Genomic DNA, 13563 nt, shown 5'->3' on the forward strand with positions numbered 1-13563 from the left:
GCCGGTTGGGCCGAATGTTTGGAATGTCGCCGCGCTGGGCGTCAGGGTATTTGGTGCCTGCCCGATATGGTTGCTCGGGCAGGCCGCCTCTTGATCAGGCAGCGACTGACTGGGCTGCGATTTCGACCTCAAAGGCCCATTCGAGCCAGGGCAGCATCGCCTCGATATCCGAGGTCTCAACAGTGCCACCGCACCAGATGCGCAAACCAGCCGGGGCGTCGCGATAGGCGCCGATATCCAGAGCGATGTTCTCCGCTTCCAGCCGCTTGGCAATAGCCTTGGCAAAGGCGGCGCCATCCTGAATGCGGGGATCGGTGAACTTCAGGCAGACTGAGGTGTTTGACCGTGTCGCGACATCCGTTGCCAGATTGGCGATCCAAGGGCGGTTGCCGCAGAAGTTGAAGATCGCCTGAGCATTTGCGTCCGCGCGCGCCTTCAACCCGTCCAGACCACCAACAGACCGCGCCCAGTCCAGCGCCAGCAGATAATCCTCAACCGCCAGCATGGAGGGGGTGTTGATTGTAGCCCCCTTAAAGATACCGTCGATCAACTTGCCGCCTTTGGTCAGGCGGAAGATCTTCGGCAGGGGCCAGGCTGGGGTGTAGCTCTCCAGTCGCTCCACGGCGCGTGGCGATAGGATGATCATGCCATGTGCGGCTTCGCCACCCAGAACCTTCTGCCAGGAGAAGGTGGTCACATCCAGTTTGTCCCAGGGCAGATCCTGCGCGAAGGCGGCAGAGGTCGCATCGCAGATGGTCAGCCCTTCACGATCAGCCGGGATCCAGTCGCCATTGGGAACCCGTACACCGGATGTGGTGCCGTTCCAGGTGAATACGACGTCATTGTTGAAATCGACGGAAGCCAGATTAACCAGCTCACCGTAGTCGGCGGTTTTCACAACCGCGTCCAGCTTCAGCTGTTTGACGACATCCGTGACCCAGCCCGCGCCAAAACTTTCCCAAGCCAGCATCTCCGCGCCGCGTGCCCCAAGAAGGTTCCACATTGCCATCTCGACCGCACCGGTATCAGAGGCGGGAACGATGCCGATTTTGTACTCCGCCGGTATGCCGAGGATTTCGCGCGTGCGTTCAATCGCGGCGAGCAGCTTGTCTTTGCCAACAGCAGCACGGTGGCTGCGGCCCAGAGGTGCGCCTGCGAGTTTGGTCAGATCGAATGCGGGAGGTTTGGCACAGGGGCCAGAAGAAAAACGCGGATTGCCCGGCCGCGTTGCCGGTTGTTCAATAGCCATTACTGCTATCCTTCCAGATAAGCGCCTCTCGTTGGGGAGAGGTGTCCCACAGACAGGGCTAGAGGCTGAATTCCCGCGCGGCAAGCTAAAAAACGACTGATAGCGGCTATATTCAGATCAATCGCGACCTGTTTTGACGCCTTTCGGAAACAGATGACACTCGCGGCCACAGACAAGTCGCGGATGAGACGTGCGCAGCACAGTTTTGACGCCGGGATGGAATCGAGGGCTTGGCGATAGCGGGTTGGCAGGCGTATGACGGGCGCAACCCTGCCCGAACGGAGCCTGCCGATGTTTGTTGCCACCCTGCTTTGCAATCCGAAAAAACCCTGCCTTGCGCCTGCGTTGATCGAGTCTCTGCGCAATGCCTGGGGCGGTGGCGATGTGCTCTGGCTGGCCCCGGATGTTGCTGCGGAATTCTCGCTGGATATCCAACCGGACAATCAATGGCAGGTTTGGGCGGACCTTCAGGAACTTGGCGTAGATCTGGTGATTCAGCAGGCGGAGGGGCGTCGTAAGAAGATGCTTCTTGCGGATATGGACAGCACGATGATCCAGCAAGAGTGTATTGATGAACTGGCCGAGGAGGCGGGCGTCGGTGCGCGTGTGAAGGAGATCACCGCGCGCGCCATGAATGGTGAATTGGATTTCGACGGTGCCCTTCGGGAGCGCGTGGCGCTGCTGAAAGGGTTGCCTGTCGATGTCATTGCTCAGGTTCTGGATCGTCGCATCACTTTGATGCCTGGTGGACCCGCGCTGCTGGCTACGATGAAGGCCGACGGGGCCTATGCGGCGCTGGTGTCCGGTGGGTTCACCGCCTTCACCTCGCGGGTGGCAGAACAACTCAGCTTTGACGAGAACCGTGCCAATACGTTGCTGGTTGCCGATGGTTTCGGGATGCCGATTCTGGGGCGCGCCGCCAAGGTTGAGGCACTGGAACAGATCACCGTCCGCCTTGGTTTGAGTGAGGCGGACGTCATGGCGGTCGGTGATGGGGCCAATGATCTCGGCATGTTGGGCCGGGCAGGTGCAGGGGTTGCCTTGCACGCCAAACCATCCGTAGCCGCAGACTGTGATATCCGTATCAACCACGGCGATCTGACGGCCCTGCTTTATCTCCAGGGCTATGCCCTCACTGATTTCAAAGGCTGATATCATGTTCGAAGTGGGGTTCGATCTCCTGCTGCTGTTGATGGCAGCGGGGTTTGCGGCTGGGTTCATTGATGCGGTCGCAGGCGGCGGAGGGTTGATCACAGTGCCCGTATTGCTGCTGGCGGGGGCCAACCCCATCACCGCTCTGGCGACCAACAAGATCCAAGGGTTGTTTGGAGCCGCCACCGCGGCGATCAGCTATTCCCGCGGCGGTCATGTGGATTTGCGGGCGCAGGCAGGGTCGGCGCTGATTGCCGGTATTGCCTCCATCTGCGGCGCGTTGCTGATATCCGTTCTGCCGACAACCTGGATCCGCTGGATTCTGCCGCTGTTGTTGATCGGAATCGCAGTATTCTTTGCCACCAAGAAGGGCCTGGACGACAGCGATAGGGCACGACGTCTTTCACCGACGCTGTTTGCAGTCACAATCGTGCCGCTCTGCGGACTCTATGATGGTCTTCTGGGGCCTGGGGCCGGCAGTTTCTACATGCTTGGCTTCGTGTCTCTGGCCGGTTTCGGAATCTTGCGGGCGACCGCACATACGAAGTTGCTGAATTTCGCCTCCAACGCTGGCGCGCTTCTGGCCTTTGCCTTTGTTGCGACCCCTTGGTGGGGTGTGGGGCTGGCCATGGGTGCTGCGCAGATTGCGGGTGCGCGTGTGGGCGCTGGGATGGCGCAGAAACAGGGTGCAAGGATGATCAAGCCGCTTCTGGTTCTCACCTCGGTGATTCTCGCGTTGCGGCTGCTATGGGATATGCTTTGATCTGTGAAACCCGTTGAAAATCAAATGATTGACTGATGGTTGTGGTTATTTCAATGATTAACCTATCCATTAATTAACGGATGTGTTAAGGTTATCGTATGACACCGCTTCTGAAATCCTTCTCGGCGCTCTCTGACGGAACTCGCATGGCCATCGTTGAACAGTTGGTGGAACACGGCGAATTGCCCGCCGGGGATCTTGTCCGCGGATCGGGCATCACGGCGCCGGCCATCTCGCGTCATCTCAAGGTCCTGCGGGAGGCGGGGCTGGTTGCGCAGCGTGCCGATGGAACGCGCCGCTTGTACTCTGCGCGACCGGAGGGGCTGAAGCTGATCGCGGATTGGACCATGTCGCGCCAGTCATTCTGGCAAAGCAGCTTGGATCGGCTAGAGGCTGCGCTTCGGGAGGAAATGGAATGACTGATCTCAGACTGGAGCGTGAATTCGCGGTGTCACCGGAGCACCTGTTCGCCTGGATCAGCGAGACGGATAAACTGCTGCAATGGTGGGGGCCGGAGGGGATGACCGTGCCTGAACATACGTTGAATTTCCGCCAGGAGGGGCCGTGGTCCACCGTTATGATCAACGCGGATGGCGATCGTTATCATGTCTCCGGCGTGGTGACCCATGTGCGGCCACCACAGTCCATCGGGTTCACCTGGGGGTGGCACGACGAGACCGGTGTGCGCGGACATGAGAGCCATGTCACGCTGACGGTTGAGGCTTGTGACAGCGGTGCACGTCTGATTGTCGATCACCGCGACCTGGACGGTTCCGGGCAGGCTGACGGCCATCAAAAAGGCTGGGAGTCGACCCTGCGCAAACTGGCCTCTCAGATCCAATAGCCCGGCAGTCATATGCCCGGCACATGTTGTTAACGAAGACCCAAACGGGAGAGGAGTATCCAATGCCACAATTCATTTTTGCCTATCACGGCGGCAAGACACCTGAGTCACCTGAGGAGGGGGCCAAGGTTATGGACGCGTGGAAGAGCTGGATGGGAGAAATGGGCGATGCGCTTGTCGTGCCCGGAAACCCCGTTGGGATGTCCAAGACGGTTCAGCATTCCGGGATTGAGGATAATGGCGGTGCCAATCCGCTTTCCGGGTATTCTGTGGTCGAGGCGGTCGATATCGACGCCGCCTGTAAAATGGCAAATGGCTGCCCGATGGTCGCCAGCGGCGACGGCTCAGTCGAGGTGGCCGAAATCATCGAAATGTAAGGACAGACTATCGTCTTACGCATCGCCCCGGGCGCCATGTGGCTGCCGGGGCGATTTGCATTCAGAACATCATTTCGGCGGATGGTCGGACGGATCCGCAGTCGATGCCGCGACGATTGATCAGCGGGGCATTCCGGTACTTCAGCGTTGCTGGATGATCCGCATCTAGAACACCCAGCCCCACCAGGATGCTTGCAATGGCGCATTCGCTGGCGCGGGTGGCTCCATCCGTGATCTTGAGCGCAACGCCCAGTTTCTGCTCCGGCAGGATAGCGATGAAGACCGCTTCAGCCCCGGTTTTGATAGCAACCTTGCCGTTCATGGCGCGCATCAGGTTGGTGCAGGCGCGGGTTTCCCCGGCCACCAGTTCAGGATGTGCGGTCATCGCGGCTACCAGCTGCTGTGCGGCAGCTGCGTCCCGGTCGGATCGGTCGGAGGCAGAGGCAAACCAGGCCATCGCCCGGGCCAGTCCTTTTACAGAGGTTGCGAAATTTGGTGCGGAACAGCCGTCGATGCCATATCCGGGGCTGGCTTCATCGGTCACTTGCTCAAAGGCGCTGCGGCAGGCTTGCTGTACCGGGTGGTCGATCTCGACATATTCTGGTCCGGCGCCCAGATGCTGCGCCAAGGTCAGAAAACCTGCGTGTTTACCGGAGCAATTGTTATGTACCTGACAGGGGCTGGTGTCGGTCTTGATCAACGCATTGCGCGCTGGGATATCATCCGGCAGCTGCGGGCCGCAGCGGAAATCATGATCATTCATCGACAGCTGGTCCAGCCAGGCGTTGACACGGCTGGTGTGAATTTCAGCCCCGTTATGTGACGCGCAAGCCAGCGCCAGCTGTTCGGATGTTAGACCGTATTTGGCTGCGGCTCCCGATGTAACGAGAGGCAGAGCCTGGATCATTTTGGCTGAGCTGCGAGGGTAGATAACGGCGTCCGGATCACCCCAGCTGCGCACGACCTCGCCCTTGGCGTTACAGACCACGGCATGGCCGAGATGAAGGCTTTCCAGGAGCGGACCGCGCCATACTTCGGTCATTGGTACGGGGTTGGTCATCACAAAACGCCTTTCCTGTTGGCAATTTCCCGCCAAAACGGGCTTTCACACGTGGCGATAGTTACGATAGTGTGTATGAGTACACAAGCGAGGGGATCGGGACCAGACGGCGGAGGCAACGCCGCATGTCCTCTGGCTTATTTGAGGTAACGACAGTCTTTGGAGTTGGGACAAATGACATCAAAACTCGTCCGCTGCATCGCGGGCCTGTGTCTGGCCGCAATGGCCACCAGCGCATCCGCACAGCAGGCAGAATCTGACAATCGCGTTGCAAGCAATGTCGACTGGAGCGTGTTCCAAGGCGAAAGCCCCAAGGAATGTTGGGGTGTCTCCGCGCCCAAGGAAACTGTGAACACCCGCGATGGTCGGGTGAAGGCGGTGCGCCGTGGCAAGATCCAGCTGTTTGTTTTCTATCGGCCAGAAACCGGCGACAAGGGTCAGGTGACCTTTACCGGCGGATATCCTTTTGCTCCGGGGTCGACGGTGAACCTCGCCGTGGGTGACACAGAATTTGAACTGTTTACCGAAGGCGAATGGGCCTGGCCTGCAACCGCTGCGGATGACTCGAAGATCATCACCGCGATGAAACGGGGTGCCAAGGCTGTGCTGACAGCCCGCTCTGCCCGCGGCACACAGACGAAAGATACCTTCTCGCTTCTGGGCTTTACCGCCGCGGTCGAAGACGCAGAAAAGCGCTGTAACTGAGGGCATCCGGTCATCGTTCCGGAACGCTTAGAAACCCCGGCCTTTGTCCGGGGTTTTGTGTTTGAACCACCAGAATGTCCATTCGGTTGGGCGACGACAAAAGGACAGGCACATCATGAAAAAGTACATGCTTTCCGCCCTTCTTGCTCTGCCGCTGCCCGCCCTTGCGGATCCGGCAATGGAATGCAGTGATACCGGCTCTCAGATTGAGCTGCGAGACTGCTTGACTGGCGACCAGATTCGCGTGAACGCCGCTCTGTCGCAGGCGCTTGGCTATGCCCGTGAGGCGGCCGCCGATCTGGACCACACGACAGGGCGCCAAAGCGCCGGCCCGGCGTTAGAGGCGGCGCAACAGTCGTGGGAGGCGTTTCGCGATGCGCATTGCGACTTTGTTGGCGCGACCTTCGGCGGCGGATCAGGAACCGGTATCGCCATTCTGTCCTGTCGTATCAGTTTGACGCGGGGTCGGGTTGAGGCGCTGATGGACCACGCAGGATAGCGGGTGGAAAAGGTCAATCCGCAGGATTCCTTTTGATCTTCGCTGAGAATCCTATATAGAGCCGCATCCACCCAAACAGACTGAGTCTTTTTGCCATGACCGCCAATGCGCCGATCACCCAAGACGTCCTGACCCTGCCCCGCAAACTGCCAGAGGGCGGCAAGATCAATCTTGTGGGCCTGACCCGCGACCAGCTGCGCGACACCCTGATTGCGCATGGCACGCCGGAAAAACAGGCTAAAATGCGCGTGGGGCAGATCTGGCAGTGGATCTACCAATGGGGCAAACGCGACTTTGCCGAGATGACCAATCTCGCCAAAGCTTATCGCGCTGATCTGGATGAGCATTTTGAAATCGCGATCCCGGAGGTGGTGAGCAAGCAGGTTTCGACCGACGGCACGCGTAAATATCTGGTGCGGATCGCAGGCGGTCACGAGGTTGAGGTGGTCTACATCCCGGAGGAAGGGCGCGGCACGCTCTGCATTTCCTCGCAGGTGGGCTGCACTCTGACCTGTTCGTTCTGCCATACAGGCACGCAGAAACTGGTCCGCAATCTGACCGCCGCTGAAATTGTTGGCCAGATCATGATGGCCCGTGACGATCTGGACGAATGGCCTGTGCCCGGAGCCCCCAAGGACGAGACGCGTCTGTTGTCGAACATCGTGCTGATGGGCATGGGTGAGCCGCTCTACAACTTTGAAAACGTGCGTGACGCCATGAAAATCGCCATGGATCCGGAAGGCATCAGCCTGTCGCGCCGTCGGATTACCCTCTCGACCTCCGGCGTGGTGCCTGAAATTGCCCGCACCGCTGAAGAAATCGGCTGCCTGCTAGCGGTCTCCTTCCACGCCACCACCGATGAGGTGCGCGATAAGCTGGTGCCAATCAACAAGCGTTGGAATATCGAGGCACTTCTGGAGGCGCTGCGCGCCTATCCTCGTCTGACCAATTCGGAGCGGATCACTTTCGAATATGTGATGCTGAATGGTGTGAATGACAGCGATGAAGACGCGCATCGCCTTGTTGAATTGATCGAGGGGATCCCGGCGAAGGTGAACCTCATCCCATTCAATGAATGGCCCGGCTCACCCTATACGCGCTCCTCGAACAACCGAATTCATGCGTTCGCGAACATCATTTATCAGGCCGGCTATGCCTCGCCGATCCGTACCCCGCGTGGTGAAGATATTCTGGCGGCCTGTGGTCAGTTGAAATCCGCAACCGAGCGTGCGCGCAAGAGCCGTAAACAGATTGAGGCCGAGGCGGGGCTCAACCCCTGACCTCGACCTCTAGGCAGGTCCCCGGCTGCCTCAACTGAATATGAAATCCGACCCGGTTAGGGTTTCGGAGTAATTGGTCAGCTCCAGCTCGAACCAATTGCCATAGGAGATGGTGGTGGTGCCGCTGTCTTCTGAGATGTCCAGCTGATCCAAACCGGTCAACCAAACACCCGACAGATCAATCACATCTGCGCCTCGGCCAAAATCGGTGATCCGGTTGGTGTCGAAGGCATCAGCCTGATCAAAAACGAAGGTATCCGCACCGGTGCCACCGGTCAGAGTATCGCTGCCGTCGCCACCCACCAGCGTGTCGCGGCCAACACCACCCAAAAGGTGATCGTTGCCGGATCCGCCGTGCAGCATGTCATGCCCGCGATTGCCGTAGAGGACGTCATCATCACTACCACCGGAATAGGCGTCGCCTGTGGTGCCGCCAATCAGGAGGTCTGCGCCATTCCCGCCGAATAGGCGATCCTCCCCCAAGCCGCCAACCATCGTGTCGCGTCCATCCGCGCCGCGCAGCGTGTCATCTGCTTCACGGCCCTGAACGTGGTCATGGCCGCCCTTGGCATTAATGGTGGTGTTTTGATCGGTGCCGATCACCGTTTCAGAGGCATTCGTGCTGCGGATGATGATCGGGTCGTTTCCACCCCCCAAAATTTCCCACTCATCAAAACCGTCGCTGTCGCCATAAAGGTGCTGCATCGCCTGAATGTCGAATGTGCCCAGTTCGGTCACATAGGCAGGGCTATGATTGTAGGACATCACGGTATTCGCGGGCGTATCTGCATGGTGATCCAGTGTCAGGCCACCGTCATGCGAGTGTTGCAGTCCGAGCGCATGGCCTATTTCATGTAACACCGTGACATAGCCATAAGAGCCTTTTGTCATGACATCTGCATCAATGGTCACATCGCCTCTGCCGGTGAAACCATTTCCGGACATTGCGATATTGGCCCAGCCACCAGCACTGCTGCCGGTCGTGCCAAACGCATTGATCATGCCCCGGCCTTCGACTTCAATAAACCGGATACCCGAGATGTCTTCGTAGAGAGAAAGCCCTTCGCGAAAGATATCGCGCTGGTCTTCGTCAAATGACCAGTACTCCGTCGCGCCATAGGGATCACTGACTGCAGGATCGGCAAGGCTACCGGTCTCTGTGAAGCTATATGTGACAATAGCCTGTGTCCCCAGGTCTGCAGGGGCGTTCCAGCGAAAATGATCACCATCAAGATAGTATAGCAGCGCTGAATAATCCGAGACTCTTGGCATGTGACCACTCCACATTGGGTTGCCGTCAATCTCGTCAATGAATGTGGCGCTGATACGCCCAAGATTGGGACTTTTTGCGCAGCTTTGGGACGCGCGAACGCTTTGAATGATGGAACCTTCGCTGATCTGCTCCTGCTGCTGTTTCTGCCGCTCCCCTGCAAAAACGCAGCTTGTTCAACGCAATACTTGAGAGTTGTAAAGGCTGGACAGCTAGTTTTCTGTCAGTTGTCCGAAGATGGCATTTCTGCGCCGGAAGTTCACATTCAAAGCAATCCTTTAAAGGCTGAATACTACGAGGCGAGTCTGATGGCTCTCGGTCTCCGGTTGCCAGTTGTTGATTCCGCACTCAATGGCTTGCGGTTTGGGTGGCGCCCGAAAATTTCCTTAATCAGGGTACATTTCTGCCATTTCGACAGAACAGTTTCCAAATCGTAGACAGTCAATGGAAGGGAAAGAGATCATGGCACGTCACACACCGGCCGCCACGCCGATTGAGCCCACCGTTTTGGATCTGGTGCGCGAAGAACGCAGCAAGGCGCTCAGCCCGCGTGAATGGAAATTCCGCCTGCGCGGCTACGGCTATGCGATCAAGGAAATTGAAGGGTCGCAAATTCTGACCCGCCTGCCGCATGGCAAGCCGCTGGGTGTTCTGCCAACGGAATTTGCCTGACCTATTTGCAGATTTACCGGTCCCCGCCACGCGCGATGTGTTGCGCGACGGGGAAGGTCATATGATCAATCGTCGCGCCCGGGCAAGCTGTCGCGCGGCGGCGCTGGTTCCCAGTTGTCGATAATGTGGAGCGCCTCTTCCGCGGTTTCTACAAAACGGAAAAGATCAAGATCCTCCTCGGAAATGGTGCCGGCATCCGCCAACGCCTCCCAATTGATGATCTTCTCCCAGAAGGCACGGCCGAACAACAGGAACGGCACACGCTCCATCCGGCCGGTCTGAATAAGTGTCAGGGTTTCAAACATCTCATCCAGGGTACCAAAGCCACCAGGGAAAACGGTGATGGCCCGTGCACGCATCAGAAAATGCATCTTCCGGATCGCAAAATAATGGAAGTTGAAACACAGGTCGGGTGTCACATATTCATTCGGCGCCTGCTCATGCGGCAGTACGATATTGAGGCCAACCGAGGCCCCCCCGGCATCGATCGCGCCACGATTGCCTGCCTCCATCACACCCGGTCCACCGCCGGTGACGATGACATCATTCTTGCCGCCGGTGGCCATGGATTTTTCGGTCATTAGCTTCGCAAATTTGCGGGCTTCATCGTAGAAATGCGACAGGTCACGCAATGTCTTGGTGCGCGCTTGATCCTTGTCCTTTGGGGCTGGGATCCTGGCACCACCAAACATGACGATTGTGCTTTCAATACCATGTTCATCCAGCATGAGCTGGGGTTTCAAAAGCTCCAGCTGCAACCGCACCGGGCGCAGCTCGTCGCGACAGAGAAAATCGTTATCTGCGAACGCCAGGCGATACGCGGGAGACTCGGTCTGCGGTGTCGATGGCACATGCTCGGCGCGATCCCTGTCAGAATGTGCATCCCGGAATCGGCTGTGGCGATCATCATTCATTGCAAACCTACTGTGTTAATTCTGAAAGAAAGCGGAGTTTCAGTTCTACTGCTTTGGCCGTCGTGGCGCCAGTCCGGAATGGCGTGCCGATACGAAGGTGATCCGCAGTGAAGCTTGGTCAGGTGCAACGAGGGCTTGCACCCGCCGGTACAGGGCTTACGGTCAGCGCGCCGAGGGCAAAAGGGGACAGCATATGCATTGGACGCAGGATATCAGGGCCGCTGACATGCGGATCCGCCCGTATATTCAACGCACACCGATACTCGAAACCACCGGTTTTGGATTGGATTACCCAATCTCACTGAAGCTGGAGCATATGCAGCACACCGGCAGCTTCAAGGCGCGGGGTGCCTTCAACACATTGTTGGGCGGATCTGTGCCGGATGCAGGGCTGGTCGCGGCATCCGGCGGCAATCACGGTGCAGCGGTGGCTTATGCGGCAAAGCGGCTTGGGATGCGCGCGCGCGTTTATGTGCCTGAGATGGCAGGCCCTGCAAAAACTGCGCTGATCCGGGCCTGTGGCGCCGATCTGAAGGTTGTGCCGGGTGCCTATGCCAATGCGCTAGAGCAGGCGCAGGCTTACGAACAGCAGACAGGTGCCATGCAGGTCCATGCCTATGATGCAGCTGCAACGGTGATTGGTCAGGGGACCTGTTTTGCGGAATGGGATGCCCAAGGTCTGGAGGCGGATACGCTGCTGATCGCTGTAGGCGGCGGCGGCCTTATCGCTGGCGCGATGGCCTGGTATGGTGGATCGAAGAAGATCGTGGCAGTGGAGCCGGAAACCAGTTCGGCCCTGAATGCAGCGCTTGCGGCTGGCGCGCCGATTGATGTCGAAGTGTCGGGTGTTGCTGCAAATGCGCTTGGTGCTCGGCGAATCGGAACCATCTGTTATGAGCTGGCACAGGGTCAATCTAATACCATGACCTCGCTCACCGTGTCGGATGAGGCCATTAGCGCAGCGCAGAACAAACTATGGCAGGAGCGCCGACTGCTGGTGGAGCCAGCAGGTGCAACTGCGTTGGCAGCGCTGACCAGCGGCGCCTACCAGCCTGCCCCGGATGAGCGGGTCGCTGTGCTTCTCTGTGGAGGCAATATTGCCCATGATCCGCTGGAGGTGCCGAATGTACCTGCGTGAGTGTTGTGTTGGAAATTGGCTCTCTCATCGATGTTGCGGTGCTGTATCATGAGTGTTAGCGCCACAATCTCTGACCGTATCTATCATGCGTTGAGCGAACGGATTGTCACCGGCGCGCTGCCTGCGGGTGAGAAGTTGCGCCAGGATCATATCGCGCGTGAGTTTAACGCCAGCCATGTGCCGGTCCGCGAGGCACTCCTGCGGCTGGAAGCACACGGGCTTGCCAAGTCCATTCCGCGCCGGGGAATGCGGGTGACCGCTCTGGACCCATCTGAAATACGTGAGGTCATCGAAATGCGTGTCTCGCTAGAGCTGCTGGCCTTGCAGAATGCATTTGCACACCTCGGCCCGGATGAGCTGGCGGCCGCAGATACCGCAAGACTCGCCTGCGACGCCGCGACCGATATGGCTGATTGGGAGCAGAAAAACCGGGCCTTTCATCGGGTGATCCTGTCGCCCTGTGGCATGCCACGTCTGCTTGCGACCATTGATGATCTGCATATCGCCTCCGCCCGCCACCTCTTTGCCAACTGGAAGCATCGCTGGAGCCAGCGCGCCGATACGGATCATGCCTTGATCGTGCAGGCCATGCGCCGCAAGGATGTGACCACCGCCTGTGATATTCTGCGCCGCCATCTGCGCCGCGTTCGCTAGCTCAGAAGTGATTGGCCGCTGCGGAGGGGAATATTGACGCAATCCGCACATGACCCCGCGATAAAATGAGGGTATGTAGCGGCGAAACCAACCACACGCCGGAGAGACCCCTGATGTCCAACGCTCAGCTGGAAACCGCAATTGAGGCCGCTTGGGAGGCCCGTGATACCATCACATCCGCCACCACAGGTGAGCAGCGCGATGCGATCGAAGAAACCCTTAACGCATTGGACTCCGGCAAGCTGCGTGTGGCTGAGCGTCAGGACAGTGGCGACTGGCATGTTAACCAATGGGCCAAGAAGGCTGTGCTGCTGGGCTTCCGCATCAAGGATATGGAAGAACAATCCGGCGGCCCGCAAGGCTCTGGCTGGTGGGACAAGGTCGACAGCAAATTCAAGGGCTGGGGTGAAGCCCAGTGGAAAGAGGCCGGTTTCCGTGCGGTGCCCAATTGCGTGGTCCGCAAATCCGCCTACATCGCGCCAGGCGTTGTTCTGATGCCGTCCTTCGTGAACTTGGGCGCTCACGTCGATGAAGGCACCATGGTGGACACCTGGGCAACCGTTGGCTCCTGTGCCCAAATCGGCAAGAACGTGCATCTGTCCGGTGGCGTTGGTATCGGTGGCGTTCTGGAGCCAATGCAGGCCGGTCCCACGATCATTGAGAACAATTGCTTTATCGGGGCACGCTCCGAAGTGGTCGAAGGCTGCATCGTGCGTGAAGGCTCGGTTCTGGGCATGGGCGTCTTTATCGGTCAGTCTACCAAGATCGTTGATCGTGAAACCGGCGAAGTCATGTACGGCGAAGTGCCGCCTTATTCGGTTGTCGTCGCAGGCTCAATGCCGTCGAAAAACGGCATTAACCTTTATTGTGCTGTGATCGTGAAGCGTGTCGATGAGAAGACCCGCTCCAAGACTGGAATCAACGAGCTGCTGCGCGACTGAGTGCGCAGCACAGCCTGTCAAACGGAACGCGCCCTGCAAAACGGG

The 13563-nt window shown here is 58.4% G+C and carries 17 protein-coding genes; 13 read left to right on the forward strand and 4 right to left on the reverse strand.

Annotated features, from left to right (window positions below):
• Window positions 1–94 precede the first annotated feature (94 nt).
• Entirely contained in the window at window positions 95–1249 is a 1155-nt protein-coding gene (locus GAL_RS18020) for a phosphoserine transaminase (RefSeq protein WP_024098978.1), read from the reverse strand.
• Window positions 1250–1540: 291 nt separating this feature from the next.
• Between GAL_RS18020 and serB the strand changes: the two genes are divergently transcribed.
• The 5 genes from serB to GAL_RS18045 all read left to right on the forward strand — a co-directional run bounded on the left by serB (window position 1541) and on the right by GAL_RS18045 (window position 4385).
• Window positions 1541–2401, forward strand: a complete 861-nt coding sequence (serB, locus tag GAL_RS18025) for a phosphoserine phosphatase SerB (RefSeq protein ID WP_024098979.1) — start codon at window positions 1541–1543, stop codon at window positions 2399–2401.
• Window positions 2402–2405: 4 nt separating this feature from the next.
• On the forward strand, window positions 2406–3164 hold the full coding sequence (locus GAL_RS18030) for a TSUP family transporter (protein WP_024098980.1): 759 nt from the start codon (window positions 2406–2408) through the stop codon (window positions 3162–3164).
• Window positions 3165–3262: 98 nt separating this feature from the next.
• On the forward strand, window positions 3263–3583 hold the full coding sequence (locus tag GAL_RS18035; RefSeq protein ID WP_024098981.1) for an ArsR/SmtB family transcription factor: 321 nt from the start codon (window positions 3263–3265) through the stop codon (window positions 3581–3583).
• Entirely contained in the window at window positions 3580–4008 is a 429-nt protein-coding gene (locus GAL_RS18040) for an SRPBCC family protein (RefSeq protein ID WP_024098982.1), read from the forward strand. The genes GAL_RS18035 and GAL_RS18040 overlap by 4 nt, the downstream gene beginning before the upstream one ends.
• Before the next feature lie 62 nt (window positions 4009–4070).
• Entirely contained in the window at window positions 4071–4385 is a 315-nt protein-coding gene (locus tag GAL_RS18045) for a YciI family protein (protein ID WP_024098983.1), read from the forward strand.
• 61 nt (window positions 4386–4446) lie between these two features.
• Here GAL_RS18045 and GAL_RS18050 read toward each other — a convergent pair whose 3' ends face one another.
• Window positions 4447–5445 (reverse strand): asparaginase, encoded by a 999-nt coding sequence (locus tag GAL_RS18050; protein WP_024098984.1) that lies wholly within the window; start codon window positions 5443–5445, stop codon window positions 4447–4449.
• Window positions 5446–5619: 174 nt separating this feature from the next.
• Between GAL_RS18050 and GAL_RS18055 the strand changes: the two genes are divergently transcribed.
• The 3 genes from GAL_RS18055 to rlmN all read left to right on the forward strand — a co-directional run bounded on the left by GAL_RS18055 (window position 5620) and on the right by rlmN (window position 7929).
• A complete protein-coding gene (locus GAL_RS18055) occupies window positions 5620–6150 on the forward strand; it encodes an invasion associated locus B family protein (RefSeq protein WP_024098985.1) in 531 nt (176 codons plus the stop codon).
• A gap of 115 nt (window positions 6151–6265) precedes the next feature.
• A complete protein-coding gene (locus tag GAL_RS18060) occupies window positions 6266–6649 on the forward strand; it encodes a lysozyme inhibitor LprI family protein (protein ID WP_024098986.1) in 384 nt (127 codons plus the stop codon).
• A gap of 95 nt (window positions 6650–6744) precedes the next feature.
• Window positions 6745–7929: a 23S rRNA (adenine(2503)-C(2))-methyltransferase RlmN gene (gene rlmN / locus GAL_RS18065; protein WP_024098987.1), complete on the forward strand. Its 1185-nt coding sequence runs from the start codon at window positions 6745–6747 to the stop codon at window positions 7927–7929.
• A 30-nt stretch (window positions 7930–7959) separates the two neighbouring features.
• Here rlmN and GAL_RS18070 read toward each other — a convergent pair whose 3' ends face one another.
• Window positions 7960–9201 (reverse strand): M12 family metallopeptidase, encoded by a 1242-nt coding sequence (locus GAL_RS18070; protein ID WP_024098988.1) that lies wholly within the window; start codon window positions 9199–9201, stop codon window positions 7960–7962.
• Between GAL_RS18070 and GAL_RS22555 the strand changes: the two genes are divergently transcribed.
• Window positions 9202–9636: a hypothetical protein gene (locus tag GAL_RS22555; protein ID WP_145957943.1), complete on the forward strand. Its 435-nt coding sequence runs from the start codon at window positions 9202–9204 to the stop codon at window positions 9634–9636.
• Window positions 9637–9661: 25 nt separating this feature from the next.
• Entirely contained in the window at window positions 9662–9871 is a 210-nt protein-coding gene (locus tag GAL_RS18075; RefSeq protein WP_024098989.1) for a hypothetical protein, read from the forward strand.
• Between the two features lie 65 nt (window positions 9872–9936).
• On the opposite strand, the gene GAL_RS18080 is transcribed toward GAL_RS18075, so the two are convergent.
• A complete protein-coding gene (locus tag GAL_RS18080; protein WP_024098990.1) occupies window positions 9937–10785 on the reverse strand; it encodes an LOG family protein in 849 nt (282 codons plus the stop codon).
• A 193-nt stretch (window positions 10786–10978) separates the two neighbouring features.
• Between GAL_RS18080 and GAL_RS18085 the strand changes: the two genes are divergently transcribed.
• From GAL_RS18085 to dapD, 3 genes are all read left to right on the forward strand, one after another.
• Window positions 10979–11923: a threonine/serine dehydratase gene (locus GAL_RS18085; RefSeq protein ID WP_040104297.1), complete on the forward strand. Its 945-nt coding sequence runs from the start codon at window positions 10979–10981 to the stop codon at window positions 11921–11923.
• 48 nt (window positions 11924–11971) lie between these two features.
• Window positions 11972–12577 (forward strand): GntR family transcriptional regulator, encoded by a 606-nt coding sequence (locus tag GAL_RS18090; RefSeq protein ID WP_024098992.1) that lies wholly within the window; start codon window positions 11972–11974, stop codon window positions 12575–12577.
• 113 nt (window positions 12578–12690) lie between these two features.
• On the forward strand, window positions 12691–13518 hold the full coding sequence (dapD, locus tag GAL_RS18095; RefSeq protein ID WP_024098993.1) for a 2,3,4,5-tetrahydropyridine-2,6-dicarboxylate N-succinyltransferase: 828 nt from the start codon (window positions 12691–12693) through the stop codon (window positions 13516–13518).
• Window positions 13519–13563: the final 45 nt, after the last annotated feature.

Origin of the sequence: Phaeobacter gallaeciensis DSM 26640 (assembly GCF_000511385.1) — a bacterium.
Classification (GTDB): Bacteria; Pseudomonadota; Alphaproteobacteria; order Rhodobacterales; family Rhodobacteraceae; genus Phaeobacter; species Phaeobacter gallaeciensis.

Bases quoted from the DNA above. Each gene is read 5' to 3' on its own strand.
- GAL_RS18020 (WP_024098978.1), bottom strand. From the start codon at position 1,249: ATGGCTATTGAACAACCGGCAACGCGGCCGGGCAATCCGCGTTTTTCT.
- serB (WP_024098979.1), top strand. From the start codon at position 1,541: ATGTTTGTTGCCACCCTGCTTTGCAATCCGAAAAAACCCTGCCTTGCG.
- GAL_RS18030 (WP_024098980.1), top strand. From the start codon at position 2,406: ATGTTCGAAGTGGGGTTCGATCTCCTGCTGCTGTTGATGGCAGCGGGG.
- GAL_RS18035 (WP_024098981.1), top strand. From the start codon at position 3,263: ATGACACCGCTTCTGAAATCCTTCTCGGCGCTCTCTGACGGAACTCGC.
- GAL_RS18040 (WP_024098982.1), top strand. From the start codon at position 3,580: ATGACTGATCTCAGACTGGAGCGTGAATTCGCGGTGTCACCGGAGCAC.
- GAL_RS18045 (WP_024098983.1), top strand. From the start codon at position 4,071: ATGCCACAATTCATTTTTGCCTATCACGGCGGCAAGACACCTGAGTCA.
- GAL_RS18050 (WP_024098984.1), bottom strand. From the start codon at position 5,445: ATGACCAACCCCGTACCAATGACCGAAGTATGGCGCGGTCCGCTCCTG.
- GAL_RS18055 (WP_024098985.1), top strand. From the start codon at position 5,620: ATGACATCAAAACTCGTCCGCTGCATCGCGGGCCTGTGTCTGGCCGCA.
- GAL_RS18060 (WP_024098986.1), top strand. From the start codon at position 6,266: ATGAAAAAGTACATGCTTTCCGCCCTTCTTGCTCTGCCGCTGCCCGCC.
- rlmN (WP_024098987.1), top strand. From the start codon at position 6,745: ATGACCGCCAATGCGCCGATCACCCAAGACGTCCTGACCCTGCCCCGC.
- GAL_RS18070 (WP_024098988.1), bottom strand. From the start codon at position 9,201: ATGCCAAGAGTCTCGGATTATTCAGCGCTGCTATACTATCTTGATGGT.
- GAL_RS18075 (WP_024098989.1), top strand. From the start codon at position 9,662: ATGGCACGTCACACACCGGCCGCCACGCCGATTGAGCCCACCGTTTTG.
- GAL_RS18080 (WP_024098990.1), bottom strand. From the start codon at position 10,785: ATGAATGATGATCGCCACAGCCGATTCCGGGATGCACATTCTGACAGG.
- GAL_RS18085 (WP_040104297.1), top strand. From the start codon at position 10,979: ATGCATTGGACGCAGGATATCAGGGCCGCTGACATGCGGATCCGCCCG.
- GAL_RS18090 (WP_024098992.1), top strand. From the start codon at position 11,972: ATGAGTGTTAGCGCCACAATCTCTGACCGTATCTATCATGCGTTGAGC.
- dapD (WP_024098993.1), top strand. From the start codon at position 12,691: ATGTCCAACGCTCAGCTGGAAACCGCAATTGAGGCCGCTTGGGAGGCC.